This is a genomic window from Streptomyces sp. AC550_RSS872 (assembly GCF_019049285.1).
Classification (GTDB): Bacteria; Actinomycetota; Actinomycetes; order Streptomycetales; family Streptomycetaceae; genus Streptomyces.
In genome coordinates this window covers 67,926-93,472 of record NZ_JAGMUL010000169.1, presented here as the reverse complement: position 1 = coordinate 93,472, position 25,547 = coordinate 67,926, and the positions used below count along the sequence as shown (strand labels likewise).

The window sequence follows — 25,547 nt, the reverse complement described above, 5'->3', positions numbered from 1 at the left end:
GACGGCAAAGGGAAGGGAGCGACTGGCGCAACAGTTGCGCAGGGGGCGACGCTTCCGGGGCGGCGCCTGCCCTGGTTCCCCGGACACAAACGCACAAGTGGTCCAGCCCACAGAAACCCGGCGGGGTGGCAACGCGCTGCTGACCAGGGAGCCACTGTCAGTGCCGTACGGCATGATGCGTGGCGTGACCGGACGACTGATGCTCCTCGACACCGCCTCGCTCTACTTCCGCGCCTACTTCGGCGTCCCGGACTCCGTGAAGGCCCCGGACGGCACGCCGGTGAACGCCGTGCGCGGACTCCTCGACTTCATCGACCGCCTGGTCAAGGACCACCGCCCGGACGCGCTGGTGGCCTGCATGGACGCCGACTGGCGACCCCAGTGGCGGGTCGACCTGATCCCCTCCTACAAGGCACACCGCGTCGCCGAGGAGCACGAGGTGGGTCCGGACGAGGAGGAGGTGCCCGACACGCTGTCCCCGCAGGTGCCGGTCATCGAGGCGGTCCTGGACGCCCTCGGCATCGCGCGGGTGGGCGTCGAGGGGTACGAGGCGGACGACGTCATCGGCACGTTCACCGGGCGGGCGAAGGGCCCGGTCGACATCGTCACCGGCGACCGCGACCTGTACCAGCTGGTGGACGACGCGCGGGGGGTGCGGGTGCTGTACCCGCTCAAGGGCGTCGGCACCCTCCAGCTCACCGACGAGGCATGGCTGCGCGAGAAGTACGGCGTCGACGGCCGCGGTTACGCGGATCTGGCGCTGCTGCGGGGCGACCCGAGCGACGGTCTGCCGGGCGTGCCCGGCATCGGCGAGAAGACGGCGGCGAAGCTGCTGGCCGAGTTCGGTGACCTGGCTGGGATCATGGCGGCGGTCGACGACCCGAAGGCGAAGCTCACGCCCTCGCAGCGCAAGCGGCTGGACGAGTCACGGGCGTACGTCGCCGTGGCCCCGACGGTGGTGCGGGTCGCGGGCGATGTTCCGCTGCCCGACGTGGACACGACGCTGCCGCGGACGCCCCGGGATCCGGCGGCGCTGGACGAGCTGGCGCTGCGGTGGGGACTGGGCGGGTCGCTTCAGCGTCTGCTGGGGACCCTGGGGGCGTGAAGGGCAGGAGGGCAGGAGGGCAGGAGGGCAGGAGGGGCAGGAGGGGCTTGACGGGCCCGAAGGGCGTTCGGGACGGGTGAATGGGGATCGCGGCGCGGGGAATTCGTACCTTGCGTGCGTCCGCGTGCGCGACATGCGCCCTTTCATGAACGAGTCATAGCGGCATTCTCCGGGACGAGGTGCTAACTTAGGTAAACCTAAGCTTGGAACGAGGGAGGCCAGTGATGGCGCTACGCCCTGCCCGCAAGCCGCGCAGGCCCCACTCCGCGCAGGTCGTCCGTACCGAACGGCTGACCCCGCACATGCAGCGTGTGGTGCTCGGTGGCGAGGGGCTCGCCGACTTCGCGGCGGACACCTGCACGGACCACTACGTGAAAATGCTGTTCTCCCCCGAGGGCGTGAGCTATCCCGAGCCCTTCGACCTGGAGCGGATCCGCGAGGAGCTGCCGCGCGAGCAGTGGCCGGTGACGCGGACCTACACCGTGCGGGCCTGGGACCCCGAGCACCGTGAACTGACCCTGGACTTCGTCCTGCACGGCGACGAGGGCCTGGCCGGCCCGTGGGCGATGCGCGCCCAGCCCGGCGAGACCGTGCGCTTCATGGGCCCCGGCGGCGCCTACGCCCCCGACCCGGCCGCCGACTGGCATCTGCTCGTCGGTGACGAGAGCGCGCTGCCGGCCATCGCCCGCTCCCTGGAGTCCCTGCCCGACGGCGCCACGGCGTACGCCTTCGTGGAGGTCGCCGGCCCCCAGGAGGAGCAGAAGATCGACTCCGACGTCGAGGTCGTCTGGCTGCACCGCGGCACCCGCCCCGTCGGCGAGGCGCTGGTCGAGGCCGTACGCGCGCTGGAGTTCCCCGAGGGCCGGGTGCATGCGTTCGTGCACGGCGAGGCGCACTTCGTGAAGGAGCTGCGCCAGCTGCTGCGGGTCGAGCGCGGTGTGGCCCGAGAGGACCTGTCGATCTCCGGCTACTGGCGGCTCGGCCACGACGAGGACGGCTGGCAGGCCTCCAAGCGCGACTGGAACGCCCGGATCGAGGCGGAGCAGGAGGGCGCGGCACCGGCCGCGTAGCCCTGCGTCGAGAAGCGAAGAGGGCGATACGCGAAGGGGAGGCACCTCAAGAACGCCGTTCAAGAAGAACGCCGTTCAAGGTGCCGCCCCTTTTGGCGTGCCCGGATACTGCGACGAACGCGCCCCGCCCGACCGCCCCAAAGACGCCTGGTACAGCAGGCGCACCGGACAAAGGGGCGTGAGGCCGCGCGGCCGGCTGCCCCGTAGTCCGCTCCGTGCGCCGGGATGTACACCCTTTCCCGCGGCCGGAAACCATCGCATGGTGCGAAGAGGTGGGCTGTCAGGGAGAGTTGACGGCATGAGGGTGTCGCACCCGGGGCCCGTGGGGGGTGTCCCGATGGCCGCGACGGTCGGCAGTGCGACATGGGATCGCCACGCCGAGCAGGCTGGGTCGACGGGGTCGGGAGCCAGCCGAGGTCGATCATTCGGCGGCCCGGATTCGCCCCGGAATGGTCACTTGCGTTCAGCTGTATTCAGCCTCGGACAGTTGACTAAACCGGTAGGCGCACTGGAAGGTGGACGAGATCCACGACCGCGTCGCCGACGCCGCGGTCGTGGCGGTGGTGACCACCGATTATCTGCGCCGTTCGGCGGTCGTCTCGAAGGCCTCGGCCGACGACACGTCCGGGCACGCGGTTGACGAGGCCCCGCTCGACCGGTTCAGGCAGCGGGCTCCTTCGTACACAACTCAGCCACGCCGCAGTCGCAGCGTATGGAGCACAGCGCGTAGTTCATGGTTTCGGTCGACTCCGTCACTCGGAGGGCAACATGAAAGGCTCTGCTCCTGGCCAGTCGCCTGGGGCGGTACCCGTGGGCGGGCGCGGATGTTTCAGGTCACCGCCAGTACGGTCAGCGCCAGTACCGTCAGCCCGCATCCCGGTTGGTGCGCGTGCCCCTGGTGGTCCCCTGCGTCCGTCGGCCGATCCCGCCCGGGTCCGTCGCAGGCTCACCGGCATCCGGGACGGCGCCTTGCGCTCACCTCGGTCGACGACGACCCGACCCCTTGAGCCAATAAGCATGCTGAGGCAGAAACTGGGAGAGAGCCATGCCCCAGAACGTCACCATCGATTTACCCATCCCGCCCCGGCTGAACGCCGGTTTGGCAGCCGCGAGGCAACGCAATCTGGAATGGATGCGCCAACAGAAACTGGTGTTGGGGCATAGTGCCGCCCGCCGCTACGCGTTCTCGGCGGTGGCGGACCTCGCCGCCTACAGCTACCCGGACGCCGCCGGCGACGATCTGGACCTGGCCTTTGACACCATGGGCTGGTTCTTCCTGTTCGACGACCTGTTTGATGTCCCCGAGGGGCGCCAGGCCGATGAAGCGGTCGACGTGTGTCAGCAACTCATCGCACTCATCACCCACCCGTCGGCGCGGCGCACACACCACGGCGCACCTCTGGTGAGCGCCTTCGCGGACCTGTGGCGTCGAGCCAAGAGGGGCATGTCCGAGGAATGGCAGGTACGGGCCGCCCACAACTGGGTGGACTATCTGTCGGGAAACCTCACGGAGGAAATCGACCGTCGCTCATGGGCCCCCCGGGACTTTGCCACCCGTATGCGGATAGGGCACCGCACCCTGGGGCTGATTCCCTCGCTCGACCTGGCCGAAAGGGTGGGGCACTTCGAGATCCCACAGATCATTTGGCACAGCAGCCATCTGGATTCGATGCGCCGAGCAGCTGTCGATGCCGTCAAACTCATCAACGAGGTGATGTCCCTGGAGAACGACGACGCGCGAGGCGATCCCAACCTGGTTCACTGCCTCGTGCGGCAACACCGCTGCTCCCGGCAGGAAGCCATCAAGCTGGCCGTCGCCCTCGTCCAGACAGCAGTCAGTCAGCTTTTCGAGCAGACGCGACAGATTCCCCTGTTCTGCTCCCGGCTCGGGCTCACCGGCACGGAGGCCGAGAAGGTCCAACGCTATGCGACCGCCATGTTCACGTGGATTCGCGGCAGCTACGACTGGAGCCGCAACAACGGCCGCTATTCCCCACGCACCGCGAACGACCTGAGCCCGAATCTGACCGGTCAGCTCCACCCCGCAAACCTCACACCGGTGTCTCCATAGCGTCCCCCTGCTTCCGGCGGGAGCGACTCTGTCTCGTGGGACGGTGCAAGCGACTGGACGCGCTGCACCGTCCCAGGGAAGCCGCAGCGCCCGTTCAGGCGCCGCCTCGTCCCTCGCCGTCCGGGCCCCCTCGTAGGCTGGGTCCCGATGAGACGCCGTACGCCACCCCCGCCCTCCCCCCTGCCGCAGCGCGGCGGGATCGATCCGGTGCGCGTGCGATTGCCGGCCGGGGACGAGTGGGCGACCGTGCGGGATCATCTCGTGGCGCGACTCGCAGCCGGAGCCGACGTGATCGACGGGATGCTCGACGCGGGGCGGATCGTGGACGCCGCCGGGCGGCCGGTGCCTCGGGACATGGCGTACGCGCCGGGGATGTACGTGTGGTTCCACCGGGAGCTGCCCGACGAGGAGCTGGTGCCGTTCGCGGTCGACGTCGTCTACCAGGACGAGCACGTGGTGGTGGCCGACAAGCCCCACTTCCTGGCCACCACGCCTCGCGGCAGCCATGTCGCCGAAACGGCCCTGGCGCGGCTGCGACGGGAACTGGGCCTCCCGACGCTGGGCGCGGCGCACCGGTTGGACCGGCTGACGGCTGGGCTGGTGCTGTTCACCGTGCGACCGGAGGAGCGCGGCGCGTACCAGTCCCTGTTCCGCGACAGACGGGTGGCGAAGGAGTACGAGGCGGTGGCCCCGTACGATCCCGCGCTGGACCTGCCGCGCGTCGTGCGCAGCCGGATCGTCAAGGAGCGCGGGGTCCTCGCGGCCCGTGAGGTCGAGGGTGAGCCCAACGCGGTCAGCCGGGTCGAGTTGCTGGAACACCGGGACGGTCGTGCCCGCTACCGCCTGACACCTCGTACCGGGCAGACACACCAGCTGAGGGTGCACATGAGCGCCCTGGGGGTGCCCATCCTCGGCGATCCCCTCTATCCGGTGGTGACCGGCCCCGTGCCGGCCGGTGACTTCCGGCGTCCGCTGCAACTGCTGGCGCGGGTGCTGGAGTTCACCGATCCGGTCACGGGGCGGGAGCACCGGTTCGTCAGCCCGCGTGCGCTGCGGGCCTGGTCGTCGTACGACGAGTGGGCCGGGTAGCCCCGACGCCCGGTCGGCTCACTCGCCGCGCCACCAGCGCAGGATGCGCCGGAACAGTCCCGGCCGATCGGCCGGTTCAGGGGCCGGCGCCGGAGCCGTGGCCGCGGGGGCGGGTTCCGGAGGCACCGCGACCGGCTGTGGCGTGCTGATCGGCCATGTACTGGAACGCTGCGTCGCCAGCGGGTGCGCGGGCTGCGCCATGACGTCCTGCTGGGGCTTGGGCGCGAACTTCACCGGCAGTTCCACCAGGTGCCGGTTGGAGATGGTGGCCCGCCAGGACAGCTCGTCCTCCTCGCAGGCGAGTTGGACGTCTGGCAGGCGGGTCAGCAGCGCATCGACGCCGACTTCGGCGATGGCGCGGCCGATGTCCTGCCCCGGGCACTCGTGGGAGCCACCGCCGAAGGCGAGGTGGGAGCGGTTGCCCTGCATGTTGGCGGTGAGGTCGGGCCTGACGCGCGGATCGACGTTGCCCGGCGCGATGCCGAGGATGAGAGCGTCGCTCTTGCGAATGCGCTGGTTGCCCAGCTCCGTGTCCTGCTTGGCGACGTAGGGAAGCACGGTGCTGAACGGCGGCTCGTCCCACAGGGACTGCTCGACCGCCTCGGGCACCGTCATCTGGCCGCCGCTGAGCTGGGCACGGAACCGCGGGTCGGTGAGCACCACCCGCAGCACGTTGGCGATCAGGTTGGCGGTGGCCTCGTACGCGGCGACCAGGATGATACGCAGGTGCTGGCCGACCTCGTCGTCGGTGAGCCGCGCCGGGTGGTTGATCAGGTGGCTGGTGAAGTCGTCCCTGGGGTCGGCCCGGCGGCGGGCGGTGAGCCGCATCAGGACGTCCATGAGGTACGCGTTGCTGGCGATGGCGGTCTCGGTGCCCTTGGGCATGTCGCGGGCGGCCTGCACGATGCGGTCGTTGTACTCCTCGGGCATGCCGAGGATCTCGCACATCACCACCATCGGCAGGTGCTCGGCGAACTGACTGACCAGCTCGGCCCCGCCCTCCTCGCAGAACTCGTTGACGAGATGCTGGGTGGCGCGGTTGATATAGCGGCGGATGCCCCGGTGGTCGATGGTCGACATGGCGCCGTTGACGGCACCACGCAGCCGCAGATGCTCGTCGCCCTCGGCGTGACTACAGATGGGCTGCCAGGCGAAGTGCGGCATCAGCGGATGGTCGGGCTTGACCGTGCCGTCCTGTAGGGCGCTCCACTGCCGGGTGTCACGGCAGTACTGCGAAGGAGTGCGCACCATGTGCAGATTCTCGGCGTGGCCGAGCACCACCCAGACCGGCACGTCCTGGTGCAGCAGGGCGGGAGCCACGGGGCCGTGCTCGGCGCGGAGTTTTTCGTACACGGCTCCCAGGTCCTCCGCGTCGGGGCCGTACAGCCGGCGCAGTCCGCCGGGGCCGATGCCGTGCGCGGGGCAGCCGGGGGGCGGGGCGACCGTGGGGTCGTCCGTACCGGTCGGGAAGAGGGATTCAGGCGTCACGATGGTCGCTCCGAAGCTGAGGTGAATCCGGTCTACAGAGAGTGAGAGGGGGGCGTGCGGCTCAGGCGGGGGCCTTCGCCATGGCCAGCGCGTGCAGGAAGCGCATGAGGGTCATCAGGACGTCCCGGCTGGAGGCCCGGCGGCGTACGTCGCACTCGACGATGGGGATCTCCTCGGGCAGGTCGAGCGCCGTACGGAGTTCGGCAACGGGGTAACGGGGCGCGTCCGGGAAGGTGTTGACGGCCACCACGAAGGGCACCCCGCGCTCCTCCAGCCGCCCCATGACGTCGAAGCTGACCTCCAGGCGGCGGGTGTCGATCAGCACGACCGCGCCCAGCGCACCGTCGAACAGCCCGTTCCACAGGAACCAGAAGCGTTCCTGGCCCGGGGTGCCGAAGAGGTACAGCACGAGCTGCTCGGTGATGCTGATGCGACCGAAGTCCATCGCGACGGTGGTGGCCGTCTTGGTGTCCGAGCCGAAGTTGTCGTCGACGCCGATGCCCGCCTGCGTCATGGTCTCTTCGGTGGTCAGCGGCCTGATCTCGCTGACCGAGCCGACCATGGTCGTCTTGCCGACACCGAAGCCGCCCACGATCACGATCTTGACCGCGGCCTCGGCCGTGTGCGGCAGCTGGTCCTCGGTCCGGGGGCCGGGGACGGTGTCAGAGCCTTTGAAGTCCATGCATCACCGCTTCGAGGATTGAACGGTCGGCGACGGACTGGCGCACGATCGGGTTGCGGGCCGTCACCAGTCCGGCCGTCAGCATGTCGGTGAGCAGCACCGTCATCATGCTGAACGGCAGGTTGAGGTAGGCCGACAGCTCGGCCACGGACAGGGGGGTGGAACAGAGCCGGAGCAGCGCCGTCTGCTCGGGCGTGGCGGAGGGCGGGGGGTCGGCGCGCGCCACGATTAACGTGACGAGGTCGAGGTCGCCGTCGCGCTCGCCACCGTCCGGTCCGGCGACCACGAAGAGCCGCTCCGGGTTCTTCTGCTTCCCGGGCCCGGGGGGTGGCGAAGGCGGTTGTTCCTTGGGGACTCGCCGCTGGCGTTGCGGAGGAGTCATACGGTCTGCCCGTTCCGCCTGGGCGGACTGGTGAGATGGGCACCGATGCGGGCGACGAGGTCGGACATGCGGTTGCTCATCCGGCCGGGTTCGGCGAACGTGTCGGAGAGCACGGCGAGATAGGCGTTGGCGCCGGCGGCCATCAGATAGAAGTAGCCCCCGTTGATCTCGATGAGGACCATCTTCATCTTGCCGTCGCTGTTCGGGATCTCCGTGGCGACAGCGCTCGCCAGGCTCTGTAGCCCCGCGCACGCCGCGGCGACACGGTCGGCGGTGTCCGGGTCACCGCCGTAGCGGGCGATGCGCAGACCGTCGGCGGAGAGCACGACGATCATCTCGATGCCCGGTACGCCGTCGTGGAGCTCCTTGAGCATCCAGTCGAAGTTGGCGCGCTGCTGGATCACTTGGTGTCCCCCTCGTCGTCGGCCTCGGGGCGGGCCGGTTGGGCGGGTTGGGTTCGGGGCTTGAGCGTGAGCGGGTCGGGCTTGTCCTTGAGGCCGTTCCAGAACGCCTCGACCCAGGCACCGGGGACGGACTCGTCCTGCGCCGGCTCGGGCTCGGGGTCCGGCTTGGGCGTGGACCAGATGGTCGGCCTGCCCTCGCGCTCCGCCTGCTCGATGGCCGCCTGCTCGGCGATGCGCTTGCTGAGCGGGGTCTTGACCCGGCTGCGGCGCTGGGGCAGCCCGCCCGCGGTCCATTCGGTGACGACGGGGGCGTCGTCTTCCATGGAGGCCATGGCGGCGGTGATCTTCGGGCTGGTGGGGCGCCGCTTCTTGGGGGCGCGCTTGGGGCCCTCGAGCGCGTCGGGGTCGGCCTTCGGCGCGGCCCCGGCGCCGATGCCGTGGGCGAGTCCGGGCGCGGGGTCGTTGGTCATCATCTCGCGCGGCACCACGAGGATGGCGCGCACACCGCCGTAGGCGGAGGAGCGCAGCGAGACCTGCATGTTGAAGGCCGTGCAGAGACGGCCGACGACGGCGAGGCCGAGGCGCGGGGACTCGCCGATGTCCTGGAGGTCGGTGCCCTGCTTGGCACGCTCCAGCATGCCCTCGACCCGGGCGCGGGCCTCCTCACTCAGGCTGACGCCGGAGTCCTCGATCTCGATCGCGATGCCGGTCTGCACCTCGGTGGCGGTGACGTGCACCTTGGTCTGCGGCGGCGAGTAGCGGGTGGCGTTGTCGAGGAGTTCGGCCGCGGCGTGGATGATCGGCTCGACGGAGATGCCGGCGATGTTGACCTGGACGATGGAGTCCAGGCTGATGCGGCGGTACTCCAGGATCCGGGACATGGCGCCGCGCAACACGCTGTACAGCGGGACTGGTTCGGGCCACTGACGGCCCGGTCGGCCGCCGCCGAGCACGGAGATCGAGTCGGCGAGACGGCCGATCAGCATGGTGCCGTGGTCGATGCGCAGCAGGTCGTCGAAGACCTCGGGGTTACGGCCGTGGTCCTCCTCCATCTCCCGGAGTTCCACGGCCTGTTGGTGCACGATCGCCTGGACGCGCCGAGCGATGTTGACGAACGAGCGCTGGGCGGAGTCGCGGAGCGCTTCCTGGTGGTCGACGATGTCGAGCATCGACCGCACCAACGTCAGTTCCGCCCGGGAGAGATGGGCGTAGGACGGGTCGAGCTTGGCGAGATCGCGCATCACCTCATAGGTGGAGGCGCCGCGCTGAAGCCGGTCGATCGCGGCGGGCGTGATCTCCGTGGCGAGGCGGTTCATCTGCTCGTCGTGGGCGGCGATGCGCCCTTCCAGATACGCGGCGTGACGGGCATGCTCGGCCCGCAGATCCCGCAGGGCGCGGCCGCGGCGCACGACTTCGGCCGCGGACACCAGCACCAGCAGCATGGCCACGGCACCGCACACGCCGACGGCCGTCCGGGCCGGCTCCGTCACCACGGCGACGGCGGCTCCGGTCGCCGCGGCCATCGCTATGGCCGGCAGCAACAGCACGCGCGCGTACGGGAGTTCACGCCGAGTGGGCGGGGATTGAACGCTCACCATGTGGGCCCTCTGAAACGAATCGGGTGGGTGTAGGGGGAGCTTGCATGGGGGAATGTCATGGGTATGTCGGACTCTTCTGCATGATTGGGGAACAAGCGCACGATTACACCTCAACTCGGTGCGCTGCGGGCGAGCTTAGTCCGACCGGATCATCGCTGTGTCATATTCGGCAAGCACCTGAAATGGGGTGCGCGGCGGTAGTACGCTCGGCCTCATTTATACGCTCGGATTACATTCGTACACGCTGCGTGATGGCGTACGGGTGTACGAGAAACACTCACCGTGACGGGTGAAGATCGGATTCCGGGGACGTCCGGCCTGCCGCGGACGCAAAAAGAAAGGCAAGGAGGTCTCCGACCCCTTGCCACTCTCAACTTATAGCGCACCGGGGGGCTTGCGGCAAGGCCCCCGTCGTACCGCAGAATCTCCGGCCTAAGCCAAAAAGACCTGCGGAAACGGGGAGTCGCGAAGTGCGTGTGCTGTTGTCGACCTATGGGTCACGGGGGGACGTCGAGCCGATGGTCGCGCTCGCGGTGCGGTTGCGGGAGCTCGGCGCTCAGGTGCGGGTGTGCGCTCCGCCGGACGAGGACTTCGCGCGGCGGCTGGCCGGTGTCGACGTGCCGCTGGTGCCGGTCGGCCCGTCGGCGCGTGCGCTGACGAAGGCGGTGGTGCCGCCCTCGATGCCCCAGCGTGCGGCCGAGGTGATCGCCGGCCAGTTCGAGGTGATGCCCGCGGCGGCAAAGGGATGCGATGTGCTGGTGGCGACCGGCATGATGCCGGCCGCGGCCGGTGCCCGGTCGGTGGCCGAGAAACTGGGCATCCCCTCCGTGTCCGTGACGTTCCAGCAGCTCACGCTGCCGTCGCCGCAGCGCCCGCCGCTCGCCTACCGGGGTCGCCCGTTCCCCCCGGAGGTGACGGACAACCGGGCGCTGTGGGAGCTGGACGCCCAGAGCATCGACGCGCTGTTCGGTGAGGCGCTCAACACCAACCGGGCGTCGATGGGTCTGCCACCGGTGGCCCACGTCCGCGACCACGTCTTCGGCGACCGGCCGTGGGTGGCGACGGACCCGGTCCTGGACCCGCTGCACGGGATGCCGGGCCTCGACGCCGTCCAGACCGGTGCGTGGATCGCACCCGACGTCCGCCCGCTGCCGGCCGAGCTCGAGGCCTTCCTGGACGCCGGCACCCCGCCGGTGTACGTCGGCTTCGGCAGCATGCCCCTGCACGCCTCGACGGACGCGGCACAAGTGGCCATCGACGCGGTACGCGCCCAGGGCCGTCGTGTCCTGGTCTCCCGCGGCTGGGCCGACCTCGCCCTGATCGACGACCAGGACGACTGCTTCGCCGTGGGCGAGGCCAACCATCAGGCCCTGTTCGCCCGGGTGGCCGCCGTCGTGCACCACGGCGGCGCGGGGACGACGACCACGGCCGCCCGGGCCGGCGCACCCCAGGTCGTCGTGCCCCAGCTGGCGGACCAGCCGTACTGGGCCGGCCGGGTCGCCGACCTCGGCATCGGCGCGGCGCACGACGGTCCGACGCCGACCTTGGAGTCCCTGTCCGCCGCGGTCGAGGCGGCGCTCACGCCCGAGACCCGCACGCGTGCGGCCGCCGTGGCGGCGACGATCCGCACCGACGGGACGGACGTGGCCGCGAGGCTGCTGCTCAACGGGGCCTTCTGAGGACAGCTCCGTCCGGGACAGCCAGTCCGGGGGCAGCCCGTCCGGGACAGCCAGTCCGGCGACAGCCAGTCCGGCGACAGCCAGTCTGGGAACGGGCAGCCCCGCGCGCACCGCGTGAACGTCCAGGCGCCTCGCGCCGCGCAAGACCACAGGCCGCGAGGCCGCGAGGCCGTTGGCCGCGAGGCCGCACACCGCAACACCGCAACACCGCAATCGACCACCCCACTTTCGGAGCTGATTTCTTGAAACGCCTGACCACCAGCGCGTTCGACCTCCCCGATCGCCTCTCCCCCAAGGCGGACCCGATCCTGATCGCCGGTGACGAGCAGCACTTCGCGGCCATCGCGGAGTGCCTCGAACAGTCGATCGCCGAACTCACCGACCGCCTCGACGCCGCACGCAGGGCGCCCGGCGGCAAGGGCCAGCAGGCCATGGACCGGGACATCGAGGTCCACCGGCTGACCGCGCGTCTGCGCACCCTGCGGCGCTTCGGCCTGGACCTGTGTCTGGGACACATGGTCGGCGCGGACGACGCCGAGCCCGTGTACATCGGGCGCCTCGGCCTGACGGACAGCACCGGCCGGCGTCTGCTGCTCGACTGGCGCTCCCCGGCCGCCGAGCCGTTCTTCGGCGCCACCCACGCCAACCCGATGGGGCTGGCCAGCCGCCGCCGGTACCGCTGGACCGAAGGCCGGATCGGGGACTACTGGGACGAGGTGTTCGCCTCGGACGGGTTCGGCGGGCACCACGCAGCCCTCGACGACCAGTCCGCCTTCATCGCCAGCCTGGGCAGCGACCGCTCACCCCGGATGCGGGACGTGCTCGGCACGATCCAGGCCGACCAGGACGCCATCATCCGCGCGGGATCCCGGGGCGCCCTCGTCGTCGACGGCGGCCCGGGCACCGGCAAGACCGTCGTCGCCCTGCACCGCTCGGCCTACCTCCTCCACTCCGACCCCCGCCTCGGTCACCGCCGGGGCGGCGTGCTCTTCGTCGGTCCGCACCGCCCGTACCTGGCCTACGTCTCCGACGTCCTGCCCAGCCTCGGAGAGGAGGGCGTGCAGACCTGCATCCTGCGTGACCTCGTCGCCGAGGGCGCCACGGCGACCGTCGAGGCCGACCCCGAGGTGGCCCGTCTGAAGTCGTCCGCGGACCTGGTGAAGGCGATCGAGAAGGCCGTCCGGTTCTACGAGGAGCCGCCCGTCAAGGGGATGACGGTCACGACCCACTGGTCGGATGTCTGGCTCAGCTCCGACGACTGGGCCGTGGCGTTCGAGGCGGCGGAACCCGGTACTCCGCACAACGAGGCGCGCGACCAGGTGTGGGAGGAACTGCTCACGATCCTGGCGGACAAACACCAAGGCGACGCCTCGACACAGGACGGCGACGTCTCGCCCGGCCTGCTGCGCAGGTCACTGACGCAGAACAGGGAGCTGCTCACGGCCTTCAACCGCGCATGGCCGCTGCTCGAAGCGGCGGACCTGGTCGGCGATCTGTGGTCGGTGCCCGCGTACCTGCGGATGTGCGCCCCCTGGCTCAGCCGCGAGGAGGTCCAGCGCCTCCAGCGCGCGGACGCCCAGGCCTGGACGGTGTCCGACCTGCCGCTCCTGGACGCGGCACGTCAGCGGCTCGGCGACCCCGAGGCCTCTCGGCGCAAACGCCGCCACGAGGCCACCGTCGCCGCCGAACGCGAGCGCATGGGCAGGGTCGTCGACGACCTCCTCGCAGCCCACAGCTACGACGACGGCGAAGGCGTCCTGATCATGCTGCACGGGCAGGACATGCAGAACTCCCTGGTCGACGACTCGGCCCTGCCCACCGCCGACCCCGACCTGCTCGCCGGACCGTTCGCGCACATCGTCGTCGACGAGGCCCAGGAACTCACCGACGCGGAATGGCAGATGCTGCTGCTGCGCTGCCCGTCCCGCAGCTTCACCATCGTCGGCGACCGCGCCCAGGCCAGGCACGGCTTCACGGAGTCCTGGCGGGAACGCCTCGAACGAGTCGGCTTCGGCCGCATCGACCTGACGTCCCTGAGCATCAACTACCGGACCCCGGAAGAGATCATGACGGCGGCCGAGCCGGTCATCCGCACCGCCCTCCCGGACGCGAACGTACCGACGTCCATCCGCAGCACCGGCGTCCCGGTCGTCCATGGAGCCGCTACGGAACTCGACGCGATCCTCCGCACCTGGCTCGCCGAGCACACCGAGGGGATCGCCTGTGTGATCGGCGCCCCCGAGTTCCACCCGACGGACCGCGTCAAGTCCTTGACCCCAGAGCTGTCGAAGGGCCTCGAATTCGACCTGGTGATCCTGGTCGACCCACAGACCTTCGGCGAGGGCATCGAGGGAGCGGTGGACCGCTACGTGGCAATGACGCGAGCAACCCAGCAGTTGGTCATTCTCACCCGCACATCCTGAGACACGACGAGTGCAAGCCGGGTAGGGGCGCGGGGAACTGCGCGACAAGCCACAACGAACCCGCCCCCGCCGACGAACCCCTCACCCCACGGACGAATAGGCCACAACTCCCCGCAGCAACCCATCAACAGCCTTACGCGCACTCTTGGCCACAGTGGAGCCCTCCGCAGGAGAAGCCGCCGCGATCTGCCCCAGCACATCAATCACCTGCTTGCACCACCGCACGAAGTCCCCGGCCGGCATCTCCGCCTCGCGCAGCACCTCATCGAGCCCCGAGCCGCTGGCCCACATGTACGCGGCCCAGGCGAACCCGAGATCCGGCTCACGCTGCCCGACCCCTTCGCTCTGCGTGATCCGGAAGTCCTCCTCAAGGGCGTCGAGCCGCCCCCAGATCCGCACCATCTCACCGAGCGCCGCCTTGGCCTTGCCCGAAGGCAGCTTCGGCGCCATCGCATCGTCCCCGACCCGCGCCTCGTACACCAACGCCGAGACACAGGCGGCCAGTTCGGCCGGGCCGAGGCCCTCCCACACCCGCTCCCGCAGGCACTCGCTGGCCAGCAGGTCGAGTTCGCCGTACAGCCGGGCGAGCCGCTTGCCGTGCTCGGTGACCTCGTCGCCGCGCAGATAGTCCAGCTCGGTCAGCAGCGCCACGATGCGGTCAAACGTACGGGCGATGGTGTTCGTACGGCCTTCGATACGGCGCTCCAGCTGCGAGGTGTCCCGCAGCAGCCGGTGGTAGCGCTCGGCCCAACGGGCGTGGTCCTCACGGTCGTTGCAGCCATGGCAGGGGTGGGCGCGGATGTCCTTGCGCAGGCGGGCGATCTCCCGGTCGTCCGCCGCCTGGGAGCGCCGCTTGCGGTGCCGCTCGGGCGGGATGTGCCCCGCCTTGGTGCGCAGTGCGGAGGCGAGGTCCCGACGGGACTGCGGGGAGCGCGGGTTGAAGGACTTGGGGATCCGCATCCGCTCCAAGGCCTCGACGGGTACCGGGAAGTCCATGGACGCCAGCCGCTTGACCTGCCGTTCGGCGGTCAGGACCAGCGGGCGGGGGCCGTCGTGGTGCTCGAAGCCGCGGTGGCCGTTGGACCGGCCGGCGGGCAGACCGGGGTCCAGCACCAGCGCGAGACCGGCGTACTTGCCCGTCGGCACATGGATGACGTCGCCCGGCTTGAGTTTCTCCAGCGCGACGGCGGCCTCCGCGCGCCGCTGTGCCGCGCCCTCGCGGGCCAACTCGGTCTCGCGGTCCTTGAGTTCGCGGCGCAGTCGCGCGTACTCCTCGAAGTCGCCGAGGTGGCACGTCATGGACTCCTTGTAGCCCTCCAGCCCCTCCTCGTTGCGCTGCACCTGCCGGGAGATCCCGACGACCGACTTGTCGGCCTGGAACTGCGCGAACGACGTCTCCAGCAGTTCGCGCGAACGGTGCCGGCCGAACTGCTCGACCAGGTTGACCGCCATGTTGTACGACGGCTTGAAGCTGGACTTCAGCGGGTACGTGCGCGTACCTGCCAGTCCCGCGAGGTGCTCGGGGCTGGAGCCGCGCTGCCACAGCACCACGGCGTGGCCCTCGACGTCGATGCCGCGGCGGCCCGCACGGCCGGTCAGCTGCGTGTACTCACCGGGGGTGATGTCGGCGTGCTGCTCGCCGTTCCACTTGACGAGCTTCTCCAACACCACTGACCGGGCGGGCATGTTGATGCCCAGCGCCAGCGTCTCGGTGGCGAACACGGCCTTCACCAGGCCGCGGACGAACAGTTCCTCGACGACCTCCTTGAAGGTCGGCAACATGCCCGCGTGGTGAGCGGCTATGCCGCGCTCCAGGCCTTCCAGCCATTCGTAGTAGCCAAGGACATGCAGATCCTCGGACGGGATGGCCGCGGTGCGCTCCTCGACGAGGGCCCGCACCTTCTCCCGCGCCTCGTCGTCGTTCAGCCTGAGCCCGGCGTACAGGCACTGCTGTACGGCGGCCTCGCACGCGGCGCGGCTGAAGATGAAGGTGATGGCGGGCAGCAGCCCCTCGGCGTCGAGGCGTTCGATGACCTCGGGGCGCCCCGGCGTCCACACCCGGGAGCGCTGTCTGCGCTCTCGCTCCCGGTCGGCCTCGCGCATGTTCCGGCCGCGTCTGCGGTCCTGGTACGACGGTCGGGTGGCCTCCATCCGGGCCAGCCGCATGAGGTCGGGGTTGACCGCCTTCTTGCTGCCCTCGCCCTCCTCGAACAGGTCGTACATCCGGCGTCCGGCGAGCACGTGCTGGAACAGGGGTACGGGCCGGTGCTCGGAGACGATCACCTCGGTGTCACCGCGGACGGTGTCGAGCCAGTCGCCGAACTCCTCGGCGTTCGACACGGTCGCCGACAGTGAGACGAGCGTGACCGACTCGGGAAGGTGGATGATCACCTCTTCCCATACGGCGCCGCGGAAGCGGTCGGAGAGGTAGTGCACCTCGTCCATGACCACATAGCCGAGGCCGAGGAGGGTCTGCGACCCGGCGTACAGCATGTTCCGCAGCACCTCGGTCGTCATCACGACCACCGGGGCGTCGGAGTTGATGCTGTTGTCGCCGGTGAGCAGACCGACCATGCCGTCGCCGTAACGGCGGCACAGGTCGGCGTACTTCTGGTTGGACAGCGCCTTGATGGGTGTCGTGTAGAAGCACTTCTTGCCCTGCATCAGGGCGAGGTGGACGGCGAACTCGCCGACGATCGTCTTGCCGGAGCCGGTGGGCGCGGCCACCAGTACGCCCTTGCCCGCCTCGAGTGCCTGGCAGGCCTCGATCTGGAAGGGGTCGAGGCCGAAGTCGTACATCTCGCGGAAGGAGGCGAGCGCGGTGGCCTGCTCGACAGCGCGCCTGCGTGCTGCCGCGTACCGCTCGGCCGGTGAGAGGTCCTCTGTCATCGTGCTTTCGAGCGTACCGGGCGCCACTGACAACAGGACGATCATTATCCGGATCGGCACTCGACGAACCCGGGATCCCCGCAGCTCACGGCCGCACAGCGAAAGCGACCGGGTGCGCCCCGTAGGCGCCCCGGCCGCATCGGCCTCAAGACATCTGTTCTCAGGTCACGTCGTCGTAGCCGTTGACCCGCTCCGTGCTCGCCTGCTCGGGCAGCGCCCGGCTCGCGGAGACGGTCTCGACCTCGTCGATGCTCTCGGGGGTCAGATCGAGGTCAGAGGCCTCGTCGTCGTCGAGCTCGGCGTCGGGATCGTTACGGCGGCGGCGTCGGTCGTTCAGGATGGAGAAGCCCACCGCCATGAAGTAAAGGATGACGATCGGGCCGGCGAGAGCCATCATGCCGATGGGGTCGGTGGTGGGAGTCGCCACAGCGCCGAAGACGAAGACACCCATCACGACGCCGCGCCACCAGCCGAGCATCCGGCGTCCTGTCACCATGCCCGTCAGGTTGAGCATGACCAGGAGCAAGGGAAGCTCGAAGGCCGCACCGAAGACAAGCACCATCCGGACGCTGAAGTCGAGGATCTTGTCCATCGGCAGGATGTTCGCCGACCCGTCGGGCGTGATGCCCAGCAGGACACGCATGCTGATCGGCATGATCGTGTAGGCGAGCCAGGCGCCCCCGAAGAACAGCGGCACCGCTGCGGCCACGAAGTAGTACGTGTACTTGCGCTCGCTCTTGTGCAGACCCGGGGCGACGAACGCCCACAGCTGATAGAGCCAGACAGGGCTGGACAGAACGATGCCCGCCATGAGGCTCACCTTCACCGTGGTCGTGAAGGGAGAAAGCAGGTCGGTGTACGCGACGACCGCGCAGGCACCGCCCGTGGTCTCACCGAGTCCCGTGGTACAGCGAGGCACCGGATCGGAGAGGAACTTCATGAGTTCCGCGTTGTAGAAGGCGGCCACGATGGTGACGACCGTGATCGCCAGCATGCCCTTCGCGAGCCGGTTGCGGAGCTCACGAAGGTGTTCCACGAGGGGCATCCGCCCCTCGGGATCCTTCTCCTTCTTGCGGGCAGACTTCAGCAACCCACGTTCCCATCTCGTGCGGCGGGCCGGAGGTCACCGGCCCTGCGTCAGCGCTTCGTGGTGTCCGTCGGCTCGTTGACCGGGCGAGCGTTCGTCGCGTCGCCGGGGGCGGCCTGGATGATGCGCTGGGCGGGGGGCTGCTGGTCGCCGGTGTTGTTGTTCGGCGGGTCGGCCGGGGCGGCGGACTTGTCCTCGTCCTTCATCGCCTTGGCCTCGCTCTTGAGGATGCGAGCCGACTTGCCGAGGGAACGGGCCATGTCCGGGAGCTTCTTGGCGCCGAACAGCAGGATGATGACTACGAGGATCAGAATGATCTCGGTGGGGCCGAGCCTACCCATAGCTGTATACCTTCTTCACCGAGGCGACATGGTCCGATTACCCGGCAGGTCGGACATTCATCCGACCACCGTGCTGCCAGCGATCGTAACGCTCAGGGGTGAACGCGAGACAATCCCTGTGCATACTCCCAGTCCGCGGGCCCGCGCCTCGCTCTCGGGGCCGCAATCCGCAGCGTACCTGGCGGGGGCGGCAAGTTGACAGGGCGAAGTGGCCCAAAACGCACGCGACGCAGCTCTCACACCGAATCCTTGAGCGAACTACAGCGAGTCCACAGCCCGGGCCGCACTCGCGGTCGCCCGTTCCAGGTCCTCCGCCGCGCTGCTGATGCGTCGCGCGGAGTCCGTGACCTGCCGGCCGAGGCGCTGTGCCTCCAGGAAGACCCGCACGGCGAGCACGCCGAGCACCACGAGACCCAGAAAACCCACAGCTACCGCGAACATCGGCCAGAACATGACGCCGAGCCTAGACCGTCCTACAGCGTGGAGTGCAGCCGCAGGGTGCTGACCCCGCCGCCCGTCAGCAGCTCGACGATCCGCTCCCCCGCCGGCTTGCGGACGGACGCGCCGCACTCGGGACAGGTGAAGGAGTAGAACGTCGTACGGCTGGTCGCGCCGATGGCGAGTCGAAGGGCGCCCGCGGTGAGCTCGAAACGGCCCCGGCAGTCCGGGCAGCCCGCCTTGAACAGCACCGGGGAGACGCTTCTCATCCCGGCGAACGCGGACGCCACCGTCACTTCCCGCACCCCGGACGTCGCCGACTCGCTCAAAGTCCTGCTCCCGCCTGTCGCACCGCTTGTCCCACTGCCTGCCGAGCTGCCTGTCCCGCCGGCCTGTGCTACTGCCCGTCCGGTATCGAGTGCGCCCCGTGAGCGCCTCGCGTCTCGACCCCGTCGTACGCCGCCAGCGCCTCGCGGGCCGCCTGCCGGGCGCTGTCGGCCAGCTCGGTGGGCGAGACGATACGGCCGTCACGTCCGAGCCGGAGCGCCAGGCGCCGCAGCGACGCGGGGTCGGGGGTACGCAGAGTGATACGCAGCCCGCCGTCCGCCAGCTCATCGGCGCTGTCGTGCGGGTAGTACTCGGCAACCCAGCGTCCGCCGGGCCCGACCTCGACGACGACCTCGGGATCCTCCGCTGCGGGCTGTACCAGCCCCTCCGACAGGTCCCGCAGCTCGACCTCGGGCGGCGCGGACGGCTCGTCCAGGATCTTGATCTCGGCGACCCGGTCGAGCCGGAAGGTGCGACGCGCCTCGGAGCGCCGGCACCAGGCCTCGACGTAGGTGTGGCCGACGCTGACGAGTCGGATCGGGTCGATCTCACGCTCGGTGACCTCGTCCCGGGCGGGTGAGTAGTAGCGGATCCACAGCCGCCGCCGCTCGGAGATCGCCCGGTCGACGTCGGCGAAGACGCCGCCCTCGGCCTCGAAGGTCACCGACAGCCGGGAGCTGGCGCCGGCCGCCTCCCCGGCCGCTGCCTCCACCTTGGCGGTCGCCCGCAGCAGCGCCTGCCGGTCGCTCTCGCGCAGCCCGGGCAGCGTGGACACGGCCCGGGCGGCCACCAGCAGCGCGGTGGCCTCGTCGGCGGCGAGCCGCAGTGGCTCGGCGACGTCGTCGGGGTTGTGCCACCAGATGCGTTCGCCGTCGGTGTCGATGTCGAGCAGATCGCCGCCGCGGAAGCTGGTGCCGCACATGGGCAGCACGTCGAGGTCCGAGACCAGCTCGTCCTCGGAGATGCCGAAGGCACGTGCGACGTCCTCGACGCGGGCACCGGGACGCTCCCTCAGATACGTCACCAGGGAGAGCATCCGCCGGGTCTGGTCGATGGCGTTGACGGGTCGAACCGGTTTGCCTGCCACTGTGTCGCTCCGCTCCCCCTCAGCCCTTGGCCACGGCACGCAGCCGGTCCACCACGTCGGCCCGCAGCTCCGCGGGCTCCAGGACCACCACATCGGGCCCGAACTCCACCAGCCACGCATCCAGCCCGTGGCCGTACGGAATCTCCAACTCGTCCCAGCCGTCCCCGAGTTCCCGCACCGCCGTGGCCTTCGCCCGAAGGGGGTACCCGGCGTCCGTACGCAGCCGGATCAGCGCGGAGCGGTCGGCGGTCTCCCCCGCCCAACTCGCCACGGTCTCCCGCACGGTGACGACATCGGGGACCGGCGCGGTGAACCGCGCGCCCCGCGAACGCACCTTGCCCGTGATCCGCGACAGCCGGAACACCCGCTCGGCGCCGCGGTCACGGTCCCAGCCCGCCAGATACCAGTGGCCGCGCCAGCACTCCAGCGCCCACGGCTCGACATGCCGGGGTTCGGGGCGGGCGGCGGTGGCCTTGCGGTAGTCGAAGAGGACGGGGCGACGGTCGCGGCAGGCCAGCATCAGCGGCTCGAACGCGGCCTCGTGCACCGGGATACGAGGCTCCAGCGCGCCATGCGCCTCGTACGGGTCGACATCCTCGGGCAGCCCGGCCGCGCGCAGCTTCTGCAGGGCGCCGCTGGCCGCGCCCGCGAGCCGGACCTGCTGCCACACCTTCGCGGCCAGCCCCAGAGCGGCGGCCTCCTCGGCGTCCAGGGTGATGGGCGGGAGGCGGTTGCTGTCCCGGCGGGCCAGATAGCCGACCTCGCCGTCCAGGTTCTCCACCGTCTCGATGACCAGGCCGAGCTCGCGCAGATCATCCTTGTCGCGCTCGAACATCCGGTTGAAGGAGTCGTCGGAGCCGGCCTCCAGATAGGCCTCGATGGACTCACGCAGCTCGCGCTTGCTCAGTGGCCGCCGCGTCCCGAGCAGACACAGCGCCAGGTTCATGAGCCGCTCGGCCTTGGCAATGGCCATCGACGCCCTTCGCCTTCCCTATGGTGCTTACGGACGATGACCGTACCGCTCCGCGGTGGCCTGGCAAAAGCCGAGGGCCCATGCCCGGACAGGCATGGGCCCCAGGTAGTCGGGTCCGGTCGTACGCCGATCAACCGTGCGCCGACCGGAAGCGACCGTCGGACACGACGATCAGACGCCGAGCAGGTCGACCACGAAGATCAGGGTCTCGCCGGGCTTGATCGCGGGAGTCGGGCTCTGGTTGCCGTAGGCGAGGTGGGCCGGGATGGTCAGCTGGCGACGGCCACCGACCTTCATGCCCTGCACGCCCTGGTCCCAGCCCTTGATGACACGGCCGCCACCGAGCGGGAAACGGAACGGCGTACCGCGGTTCCAGCTCGCGTCGAACTCCTCGCCCGTGCTGAAGGCGACACCCACGTAGTGCACGGTGACGGTCTGGCCCGCCTGCGCAACCGCGCCGTCGCCCTCCCAGATGTCCTTGATCTCGAGGTCCGCCGGGGGCTCGCCGCCCGGGAAGTCGATCTCGGGCTTGTCGATGCTCACGTCTTACGCTCCTGCTTCTTGTGGAAAGGCAACAGCACAGTCTTACATCCGGACCGGGCTACATCGCCGCCAGGATGTCGACCGAGAAGACCAGCGTGGAGCCCTTCTTGATGACACCGCCACTCGGCGGGGTGTCGCCGTAGGCCAGGTCCGGGGGTACGACGACCAGCACCCGGCTGCCCACCTTCTTACCCCTCAAACCCTGCGCCAGGCCCTTCACGACCTGCTCCATCTGGGGCAGCGCGAACTGGCTCAGCTGTCCCTGCCGGTAGCTCGACTCGAACTCCTTGCCGCTGTCCCAGACCACGCCCTTGAACTGGCACAGGACGGTCTGCTCCGCCTTGACCTCGGCACCGTCGCCCTCCAGGACATACGCCGTCACCAGCTTCGTCGGCGCGTCCGTCTTGGGGACGGTCAGGGAGGGCGCCTTGCCGTCGGTGTTCGTGCCGACCTTCGGCAGATCGGCGTCGTCCTGGGCGACGGCCTCGCCCTTCGCCGAACTCTTGGCGTTGAACGCCTCCTGGACATCGATGACGAAGACCAGCGTGTCGGTGCCCTTGATCCCCGCGTCCGCGTTGCCCTGCGGGCCATACCCCCAGGTCGGCGGAATGGCCATCTGGACGCGGCTGCCCGCCTTGCGCCCCGCCAGGCCGTACCGCCAGCCGGCGATGACACTGCCCTCGGCGAGCTTGATGAGCAGCGGCTTCTTGGTGTCGTAGGAGTTGTCGAAGGACTTGCCGGTGGCCCAGATCTGCCCGAGATAGTTGGCCACGACGAAGTCGTTCTCCGCCACCGTCTTGCCGTTGCCCGCGATGACCGTCTTGACCGCCAGGTCCTTCGACGGATCGCCGCTGCCCTTGGCGACCGTCGGCTTCTCCCCGAACTTCGTGCCCGCGGTGATCGCCGGCAGCGGACCGTCCACGATCTTCGGCGACGGAACCGCCGATGTCGCCGGAGCCGAGGGCGACGCACTGTCACTCGCCTTGTCGTCCTTGTCATCGCCGCATGCGGCGAGCGTGACCATTCCTGCGGGTACGGCGATGAGAAGTGAGCGTCGGCGCACGGTGAGAGCCTCGTAATCGGTCGATCTTGTGGATGGCGTGCGCGCAACTCTACGGCGTGAGAAGGGCGCCGTACGGGAAACGTACGGCGCCCGCGTTGCGTTCCGGAAAACCCGCCGGAACCCGACGCTCACATACCGGCGATGAGTTTCTCCACCCGATCGTCCACCGAACGGAACGGGTCCTTGCACAAGACCGTACGCTGCGCCTGGTCGTTGAGCTTGAGATGAACCCAGTCGACGGTGAAGTCCCGACGCTGTTCCTGGGCCCTGCGGATGAAATCACCGCGCAGCCGGGCCCGAGTGGTCTGCGGCGGAACCGACTTGCCCTCGAAGATCTTCAAGTCGTTGCAGATACGAGCCGCTTGCCCCTTCTTCTCCAGCAGGTAGTACAGACCACGACGACGGTGGATGTCGTGGTAGGCGAGGTCTATCTGCGCGACCCGCGGATGCGACATGGTCATGTTGTGCTTGGCCCGGTACCGCTCGATCAGTTTGTACTTGATGACCCAGTCGATCTCGGTACCGATCCGGTCGAGGTCCTCCGCCTCGATCGCGTCCAGCGTGCGGCCCCACAGCTCCAGGACCTGCTCGACCGTGCCCGTACGGATGCCACGGCGCTCACAGAAGTCCACGGCCTTCTCGTAGTACTCGCGCTGCACCTCAAGCGCCGACGCCTCCCGGCCACTGGCCAGGCGCACCTTGCGGCGACCGGTGATGTCATGGCTGACCTCGCGGATCGCCCGGATCGGGTTCTCCAGGGTCAGATCCCGCATCACCGTGCCCGCCTCGATCATGCGCAGCACCAGATCGGTCGCACCGACCTTCAGCAGCATGGTCGTCTCGGACATGTTCGAGTCGCCCACGATCACATGCAGGCGACGGTAACGCTCGGCATCCGCGTGCGGCTCGTCACGCGTGTTGATGATCGGCCGGGAACGCGTCGTCGCCGAGGAGACGCCCTCCCAGATGTGCTCCGCCCGCTGACTGACGCAGTACACCGCGCCACGCGGAGTTTGCAGCACCTTCCCGGCGCCGCACAGGAGCTGCCGGGTAACCAGGAACGGGATGAGGATGTCCGCGAGCCGGGAGAACTCGCCATGGCGTGCCACCAGATAGTTCTCGTGGCATCCGTACGAGTTGCCCGCCGAGTCGGTGTTGTTCTTGAAGAGGTAGACGTCGCCCGCGATTCCCTCCTCGTGCAGGCGTCGTTCGGCGTCCACCAGGAGTCCTTCGAGAATGCGCTCGCCTGCTTTGTCGTGGGTGACCAGTTCGGTCACGTTGTCACATTCCGGTGTCGCGTATTCCGGATGCGATCCCACGTCGAGATAGAGGCGGGCGCCGTTCCGCAGGAAGACATTGCTGCTACGGCCCCATGACACGACACGGCGGAAGAGGTACCGCGCCACCTCGTCAGGCGACAGGCGGCGCTGTCCCCTGAACGTGCACGTGACGCCGTACTCGTTCTCCAGCCCGAAAATGCGGCGGTCCATGACTGAACATTACGCCCGATCCCCCGAGCTGAAACGGGGTTCGACAGCACGGTTTGGATCATTTTCCGATGAAGCCGCAACCACCGCACCCCTGGCGGGAGCTGCGAGGACCCGCCCCGTGGCCAGCAGGACCAGCAACGACACCACCCCCGCCGCGCCCGGCACGGCGAACCCCCACAGCGCCCCGCCCGCCTCGACGACCGGCCCCGCCAGGCCCGTTCCCACCGACGCACCCACGGTGAACGTCGTCACGAGCCACGAGAACGCCTCGGTGACCGTCCCCCGCGGCGCATGCCGGTCCACGAGCACGAACGCACACGCGATGCACGGCGCGAGGAACACCCCCGCGAGCACCGCCAGCAACGTCATCGCGACCACACCCGGCATCAGCATCAACGGCAGATAACACACCGCCAGAAACGCCACCAGCAACCGCAGTCGCCGCGCCGGCTCACCAGCCCACTGCCGCGCCCCGTACACCACACCACCGACCAGCGCACCCAGCCCCACGCCCGCCATCAACCAGCCGTACACCACGTCACCGCCGTTGTCGTCCGCGTACGACACCGCCGCGACCGCGATCGACCCCATCGCCATCCCGATGAACAGGAAGGAGGCCAGCATCGCCAGCAGTCCCGGCGAGCGCAGCGCCCCCAGCCAGTGCGCCTCACGCGGCTCCGAACGCCACGCACGCGAAGGCGGCGACACCACCACCGACAGCGCACCCAGCACCCCGATCACATTCAGGACCAGCAGCGCCGCCTGCGCCGACCACAACGACGCACACAGCGTCAGCAGCAGCGGGCCGATCGTGAACATGACCTCCTGCGCCACCGCGTCCATCGCATACGCCGTGTGCACCTGGCCCTCCTTGTGCAGGACCGACGACCACAGCGCCCGCAAGCCGCCCTCCAAAGGCGGAGTGAACAACCCGGCGGCCGCCACAGCCGCATACGCGAGCGGCAGCGCGCCGACGCCCACGAAGGCGAACCCCGCCATCGCGACAGCCGAGGCCACCGCCGCCGGCAGCTGCACCCGCGGCTGCCCGTACACGTCCACCAGCCGCCCCAGCAGCGGCTGCCCCACCGCGTTGGCCACCCCGTAGACCGCCGCCAGACCCCCGGCCAGACTGTACGAACCCCCCTCCGCGCGCACGAACAGCACGATCGCCAGCGGGGCCACCGCGTTCGGCAGCCGGCCCACGAGCGTGCCGACGAGCAGCCGGGCGGCATGCCTCGCCCTGAGGACCTCCAGGTATGCGCCACTCATCAGCCGGGCCGCCCTCCGCATAGGTTTTACGTATAACGTCCTCCGTCAT

Annotated in this window: 23 protein-coding genes; 7 read left to right on the top strand and 16 right to left on the bottom strand. The window is 69.5% G+C overall.

All coding sequences use genetic code 11. From position 1 onward, the window contains the following. Positions 1-175: 175 nt before the first annotated feature. From KUM44_RS38665 to KUM44_RS38650, 5 genes are all read left to right on the top strand, one after another. The gene (locus KUM44_RS38665; RefSeq protein WP_254390753.1) at positions 176-1,105 is read left to right on the top strand and encodes a 5'-3' exonuclease; all 930 of its coding nucleotides are present in this window, start codon (positions 176-178) and stop codon (positions 1,103-1,105) included. A 224-nt stretch (positions 1,106-1,329) separates the two neighbouring features. Further along, on the top strand, positions 1,330-2,175 hold the full coding sequence (locus KUM44_RS38660; RefSeq protein ID WP_217214450.1) for a siderophore-interacting protein: 846 nt from the start codon (positions 1,330-1,332) through the stop codon (positions 2,173-2,175). 515 nt (positions 2,176-2,690) lie between these two features. Further along, positions 2,691-3,182, top strand: a complete 492-nt coding sequence (locus tag KUM44_RS46320) for a DUF6192 family protein (protein ID WP_308402819.1) — start codon at positions 2,691-2,693, stop codon at positions 3,180-3,182. A 38-nt stretch (positions 3,183-3,220) separates the two neighbouring features. Beyond that, positions 3,221-4,246 (top strand): pentalenene synthase, encoded by a 1,026-nt coding sequence (locus KUM44_RS38655; protein ID WP_217214449.1) that lies wholly within the window; start codon positions 3,221-3,223, stop codon positions 4,244-4,246. A gap of 147 nt (positions 4,247-4,393) precedes the next feature. Beyond that, positions 4,394-5,335: an RluA family pseudouridine synthase gene (locus tag KUM44_RS38650; RefSeq protein ID WP_217214448.1), complete on the top strand. Its 942-nt coding sequence runs from the start codon at positions 4,394-4,396 to the stop codon at positions 5,333-5,335. Between the two features lie 18 nt (positions 5,336-5,353). On the opposite strand, the gene KUM44_RS38645 is transcribed toward KUM44_RS38650, so the two are convergent. From KUM44_RS38645 to KUM44_RS38625, 5 genes are all read right to left on the bottom strand, one after another. Further along, positions 5,354-6,823 (bottom strand): cytochrome P450, encoded by a 1,470-nt coding sequence (locus KUM44_RS38645; protein ID WP_217214446.1) that lies wholly within the window; start codon positions 6,821-6,823, stop codon positions 5,354-5,356. Positions 6,824-6,884: 61 nt separating this feature from the next. After that, positions 6,885-7,505 carry an ATP/GTP-binding protein gene (locus KUM44_RS38640; protein WP_062722696.1) on the bottom strand — a complete coding sequence of 207 codons (621 nt, stop codon included), beginning with the start codon at positions 7,503-7,505 and terminating at the stop codon, positions 6,885-6,887. Beyond that, positions 7,486-7,887 (bottom strand): DUF742 domain-containing protein, encoded by a 402-nt coding sequence (locus tag KUM44_RS38635; protein WP_217214445.1) that lies wholly within the window; start codon positions 7,885-7,887, stop codon positions 7,486-7,488. Before KUM44_RS38635 ends, KUM44_RS38640 begins: the two co-directional genes overlap by 20 nt. Beyond that, positions 7,884-8,291 (bottom strand): roadblock/LC7 domain-containing protein, encoded by a 408-nt coding sequence (locus KUM44_RS38630; RefSeq protein ID WP_062722698.1) that lies wholly within the window; start codon positions 8,289-8,291, stop codon positions 7,884-7,886. The genes KUM44_RS38635 and KUM44_RS38630 overlap by 4 nt, the downstream gene beginning before the upstream one ends. Next, positions 8,288-9,889: an ATP-binding protein gene (locus KUM44_RS38625; protein ID WP_217214444.1), complete on the bottom strand. Its 1,602-nt coding sequence runs from the start codon at positions 9,887-9,889 to the stop codon at positions 8,288-8,290. The genes KUM44_RS38630 and KUM44_RS38625 overlap by 4 nt, the downstream gene beginning before the upstream one ends. Before the next feature lie 476 nt (positions 9,890-10,365). Here KUM44_RS38625 and KUM44_RS38620 point away from each other — a divergent pair, with 476 nt between their 5' ends. Both KUM44_RS38620 and helR read left to right on the top strand, forming a co-directional pair. Then, complete coding sequence (locus KUM44_RS38620) at positions 10,366-11,568, top strand: glycosyltransferase (protein WP_217214574.1); 1,203 nt, start codon at positions 10,366-10,368, stop codon at positions 11,566-11,568. A 242-nt stretch (positions 11,569-11,810) separates the two neighbouring features. After that, entirely contained in the window at positions 11,811-13,991 is a 2,181-nt protein-coding gene (gene helR, locus KUM44_RS38615) for an RNA polymerase recycling motor ATPase HelR (protein WP_217214443.1), read from the top strand. A gap of 81 nt (positions 13,992-14,072) precedes the next feature. Here helR and KUM44_RS38610 read toward each other — a convergent pair whose 3' ends face one another. The 11 genes from KUM44_RS38610 to KUM44_RS38560 all read right to left on the bottom strand — a co-directional run bounded on the left by KUM44_RS38610 (position 14,073) and on the right by KUM44_RS38560 (position 25,498). Further along, on the bottom strand, positions 14,073-16,925 hold the full coding sequence (locus tag KUM44_RS38610) for an RNA helicase (protein WP_217214573.1): 2,853 nt from the start codon (positions 16,923-16,925) through the stop codon (positions 14,073-14,075). Between the two features lie 115 nt (positions 16,926-17,040). Further along, positions 17,041-17,970, bottom strand: a complete 930-nt coding sequence (tatC, locus tag KUM44_RS38605) for a twin-arginine translocase subunit TatC (RefSeq protein WP_234764755.1) — start codon at positions 17,968-17,970, stop codon at positions 17,041-17,043. 47 nt (positions 17,971-18,017) lie between these two features. Further along, positions 18,018-18,308, bottom strand: a complete 291-nt coding sequence (tatA, locus tag KUM44_RS38600) for a Sec-independent protein translocase subunit TatA (protein ID WP_217214442.1) — start codon at positions 18,306-18,308, stop codon at positions 18,018-18,020. A 258-nt stretch (positions 18,309-18,566) separates the two neighbouring features. Beyond that, a complete protein-coding gene (locus KUM44_RS38595) occupies positions 18,567-18,761 on the bottom strand; it encodes a hypothetical protein (RefSeq protein WP_217214441.1) in 195 nt (64 codons plus the stop codon). A 20-nt stretch (positions 18,762-18,781) separates the two neighbouring features. Continuing rightward, entirely contained in the window at positions 18,782-19,075 is a 294-nt protein-coding gene (locus KUM44_RS38590; RefSeq protein WP_217214440.1) for a CpXC domain-containing protein, read from the bottom strand. A gap of 68 nt (positions 19,076-19,143) precedes the next feature. Next, complete coding sequence (locus KUM44_RS38585) at positions 19,144-20,160, bottom strand: YafY family protein (protein WP_217214439.1); 1,017 nt, start codon at positions 20,158-20,160, stop codon at positions 19,144-19,146. A gap of 19 nt (positions 20,161-20,179) precedes the next feature. Next, positions 20,180-21,133 (bottom strand): YafY family protein, encoded by a 954-nt coding sequence (locus KUM44_RS38580; protein WP_217214438.1) that lies wholly within the window; start codon positions 21,131-21,133, stop codon positions 20,180-20,182. 171 nt (positions 21,134-21,304) lie between these two features. Beyond that, positions 21,305-21,676 carry an FKBP-type peptidyl-prolyl cis-trans isomerase gene (locus KUM44_RS38575; RefSeq protein WP_030053355.1) on the bottom strand — a complete coding sequence of 124 codons (372 nt, stop codon included), beginning with the start codon at positions 21,674-21,676 and terminating at the stop codon, positions 21,305-21,307. Positions 21,677-21,734: 58 nt separating this feature from the next. Beyond that, positions 21,735-22,739, bottom strand: coding sequence for an FKBP-type peptidyl-prolyl cis-trans isomerase (locus tag KUM44_RS38570; protein WP_217214437.1), 1,005 nt, complete (start codon positions 22,737-22,739; stop codon positions 21,735-21,737). A 128-nt stretch (positions 22,740-22,867) separates the two neighbouring features. After that, a complete protein-coding gene (pafA, locus tag KUM44_RS38565; RefSeq protein ID WP_217214436.1) occupies positions 22,868-24,229 on the bottom strand; it encodes a Pup--protein ligase in 1,362 nt (453 codons plus the stop codon). A gap of 9 nt (positions 24,230-24,238) precedes the next feature. Next, complete coding sequence (locus KUM44_RS38560) at positions 24,239-25,498, bottom strand: MFS transporter (protein ID WP_217214435.1); 1,260 nt, start codon at positions 25,496-25,498, stop codon at positions 24,239-24,241. Positions 25,499-25,547 lie beyond the last annotated feature (49 nt).

Coding starts and splice junctions, on each gene's coding strand:
- KUM44_RS38660 (WP_217214450.1), top strand. CDS start 1,330: ATGGCGCTACGCCCTGCCCGCAAGCCGCGCAGGCCCCACTCCGCGCAG.
- KUM44_RS38595 (WP_217214441.1), bottom strand. CDS start 18,761: ATGTTCTGGCCGATGTTCGCGGTAGCTGTGGGTTTTCTGGGTCTCGTG.
- KUM44_RS38655 (WP_217214449.1), top strand. CDS start 3,221: ATGCCCCAGAACGTCACCATCGATTTACCCATCCCGCCCCGGCTGAAC.
- KUM44_RS38625 (WP_217214444.1), bottom strand. CDS start 9,889: ATGGTGAGCGTTCAATCCCCGCCCACTCGGCGTGAACTCCCGTACGCG.
- KUM44_RS38610 (WP_217214573.1), bottom strand. CDS start 16,925: ATGATCGTCCTGTTGTCAGTGGCGCCCGGTACGCTCGAAAGCACGATG.
- KUM44_RS38560 (WP_217214435.1), bottom strand. CDS start 25,498: ATGAGTGGCGCATACCTGGAGGTCCTCAGGGCGAGGCATGCCGCCCGG.
- KUM44_RS38580 (WP_217214438.1), bottom strand. CDS start 21,133: ATGGCCATTGCCAAGGCCGAGCGGCTCATGAACCTGGCGCTGTGTCTG.
- KUM44_RS38665 (WP_254390753.1), top strand. CDS start 176: ATGCGTGGCGTGACCGGACGACTGATGCTCCTCGACACCGCCTCGCTC.
- pafA (WP_217214436.1), bottom strand. CDS start 24,229: ATGGACCGCCGCATTTTCGGGCTGGAGAACGAGTACGGCGTCACGTGC.
- KUM44_RS38650 (WP_217214448.1), top strand. CDS start 4,394: ATGAGACGCCGTACGCCACCCCCGCCCTCCCCCCTGCCGCAGCGCGGC.
- KUM44_RS38640 (WP_062722696.1), bottom strand. CDS start 7,505: ATGGACTTCAAAGGCTCTGACACCGTCCCCGGCCCCCGGACCGAGGAC.
- tatA (WP_217214442.1), bottom strand. CDS start 18,308: ATGGGTAGGCTCGGCCCCACCGAGATCATTCTGATCCTCGTAGTCATC.
- KUM44_RS38635 (WP_217214445.1), bottom strand. CDS start 7,887: ATGACTCCTCCGCAACGCCAGCGGCGAGTCCCCAAGGAACAACCGCCT.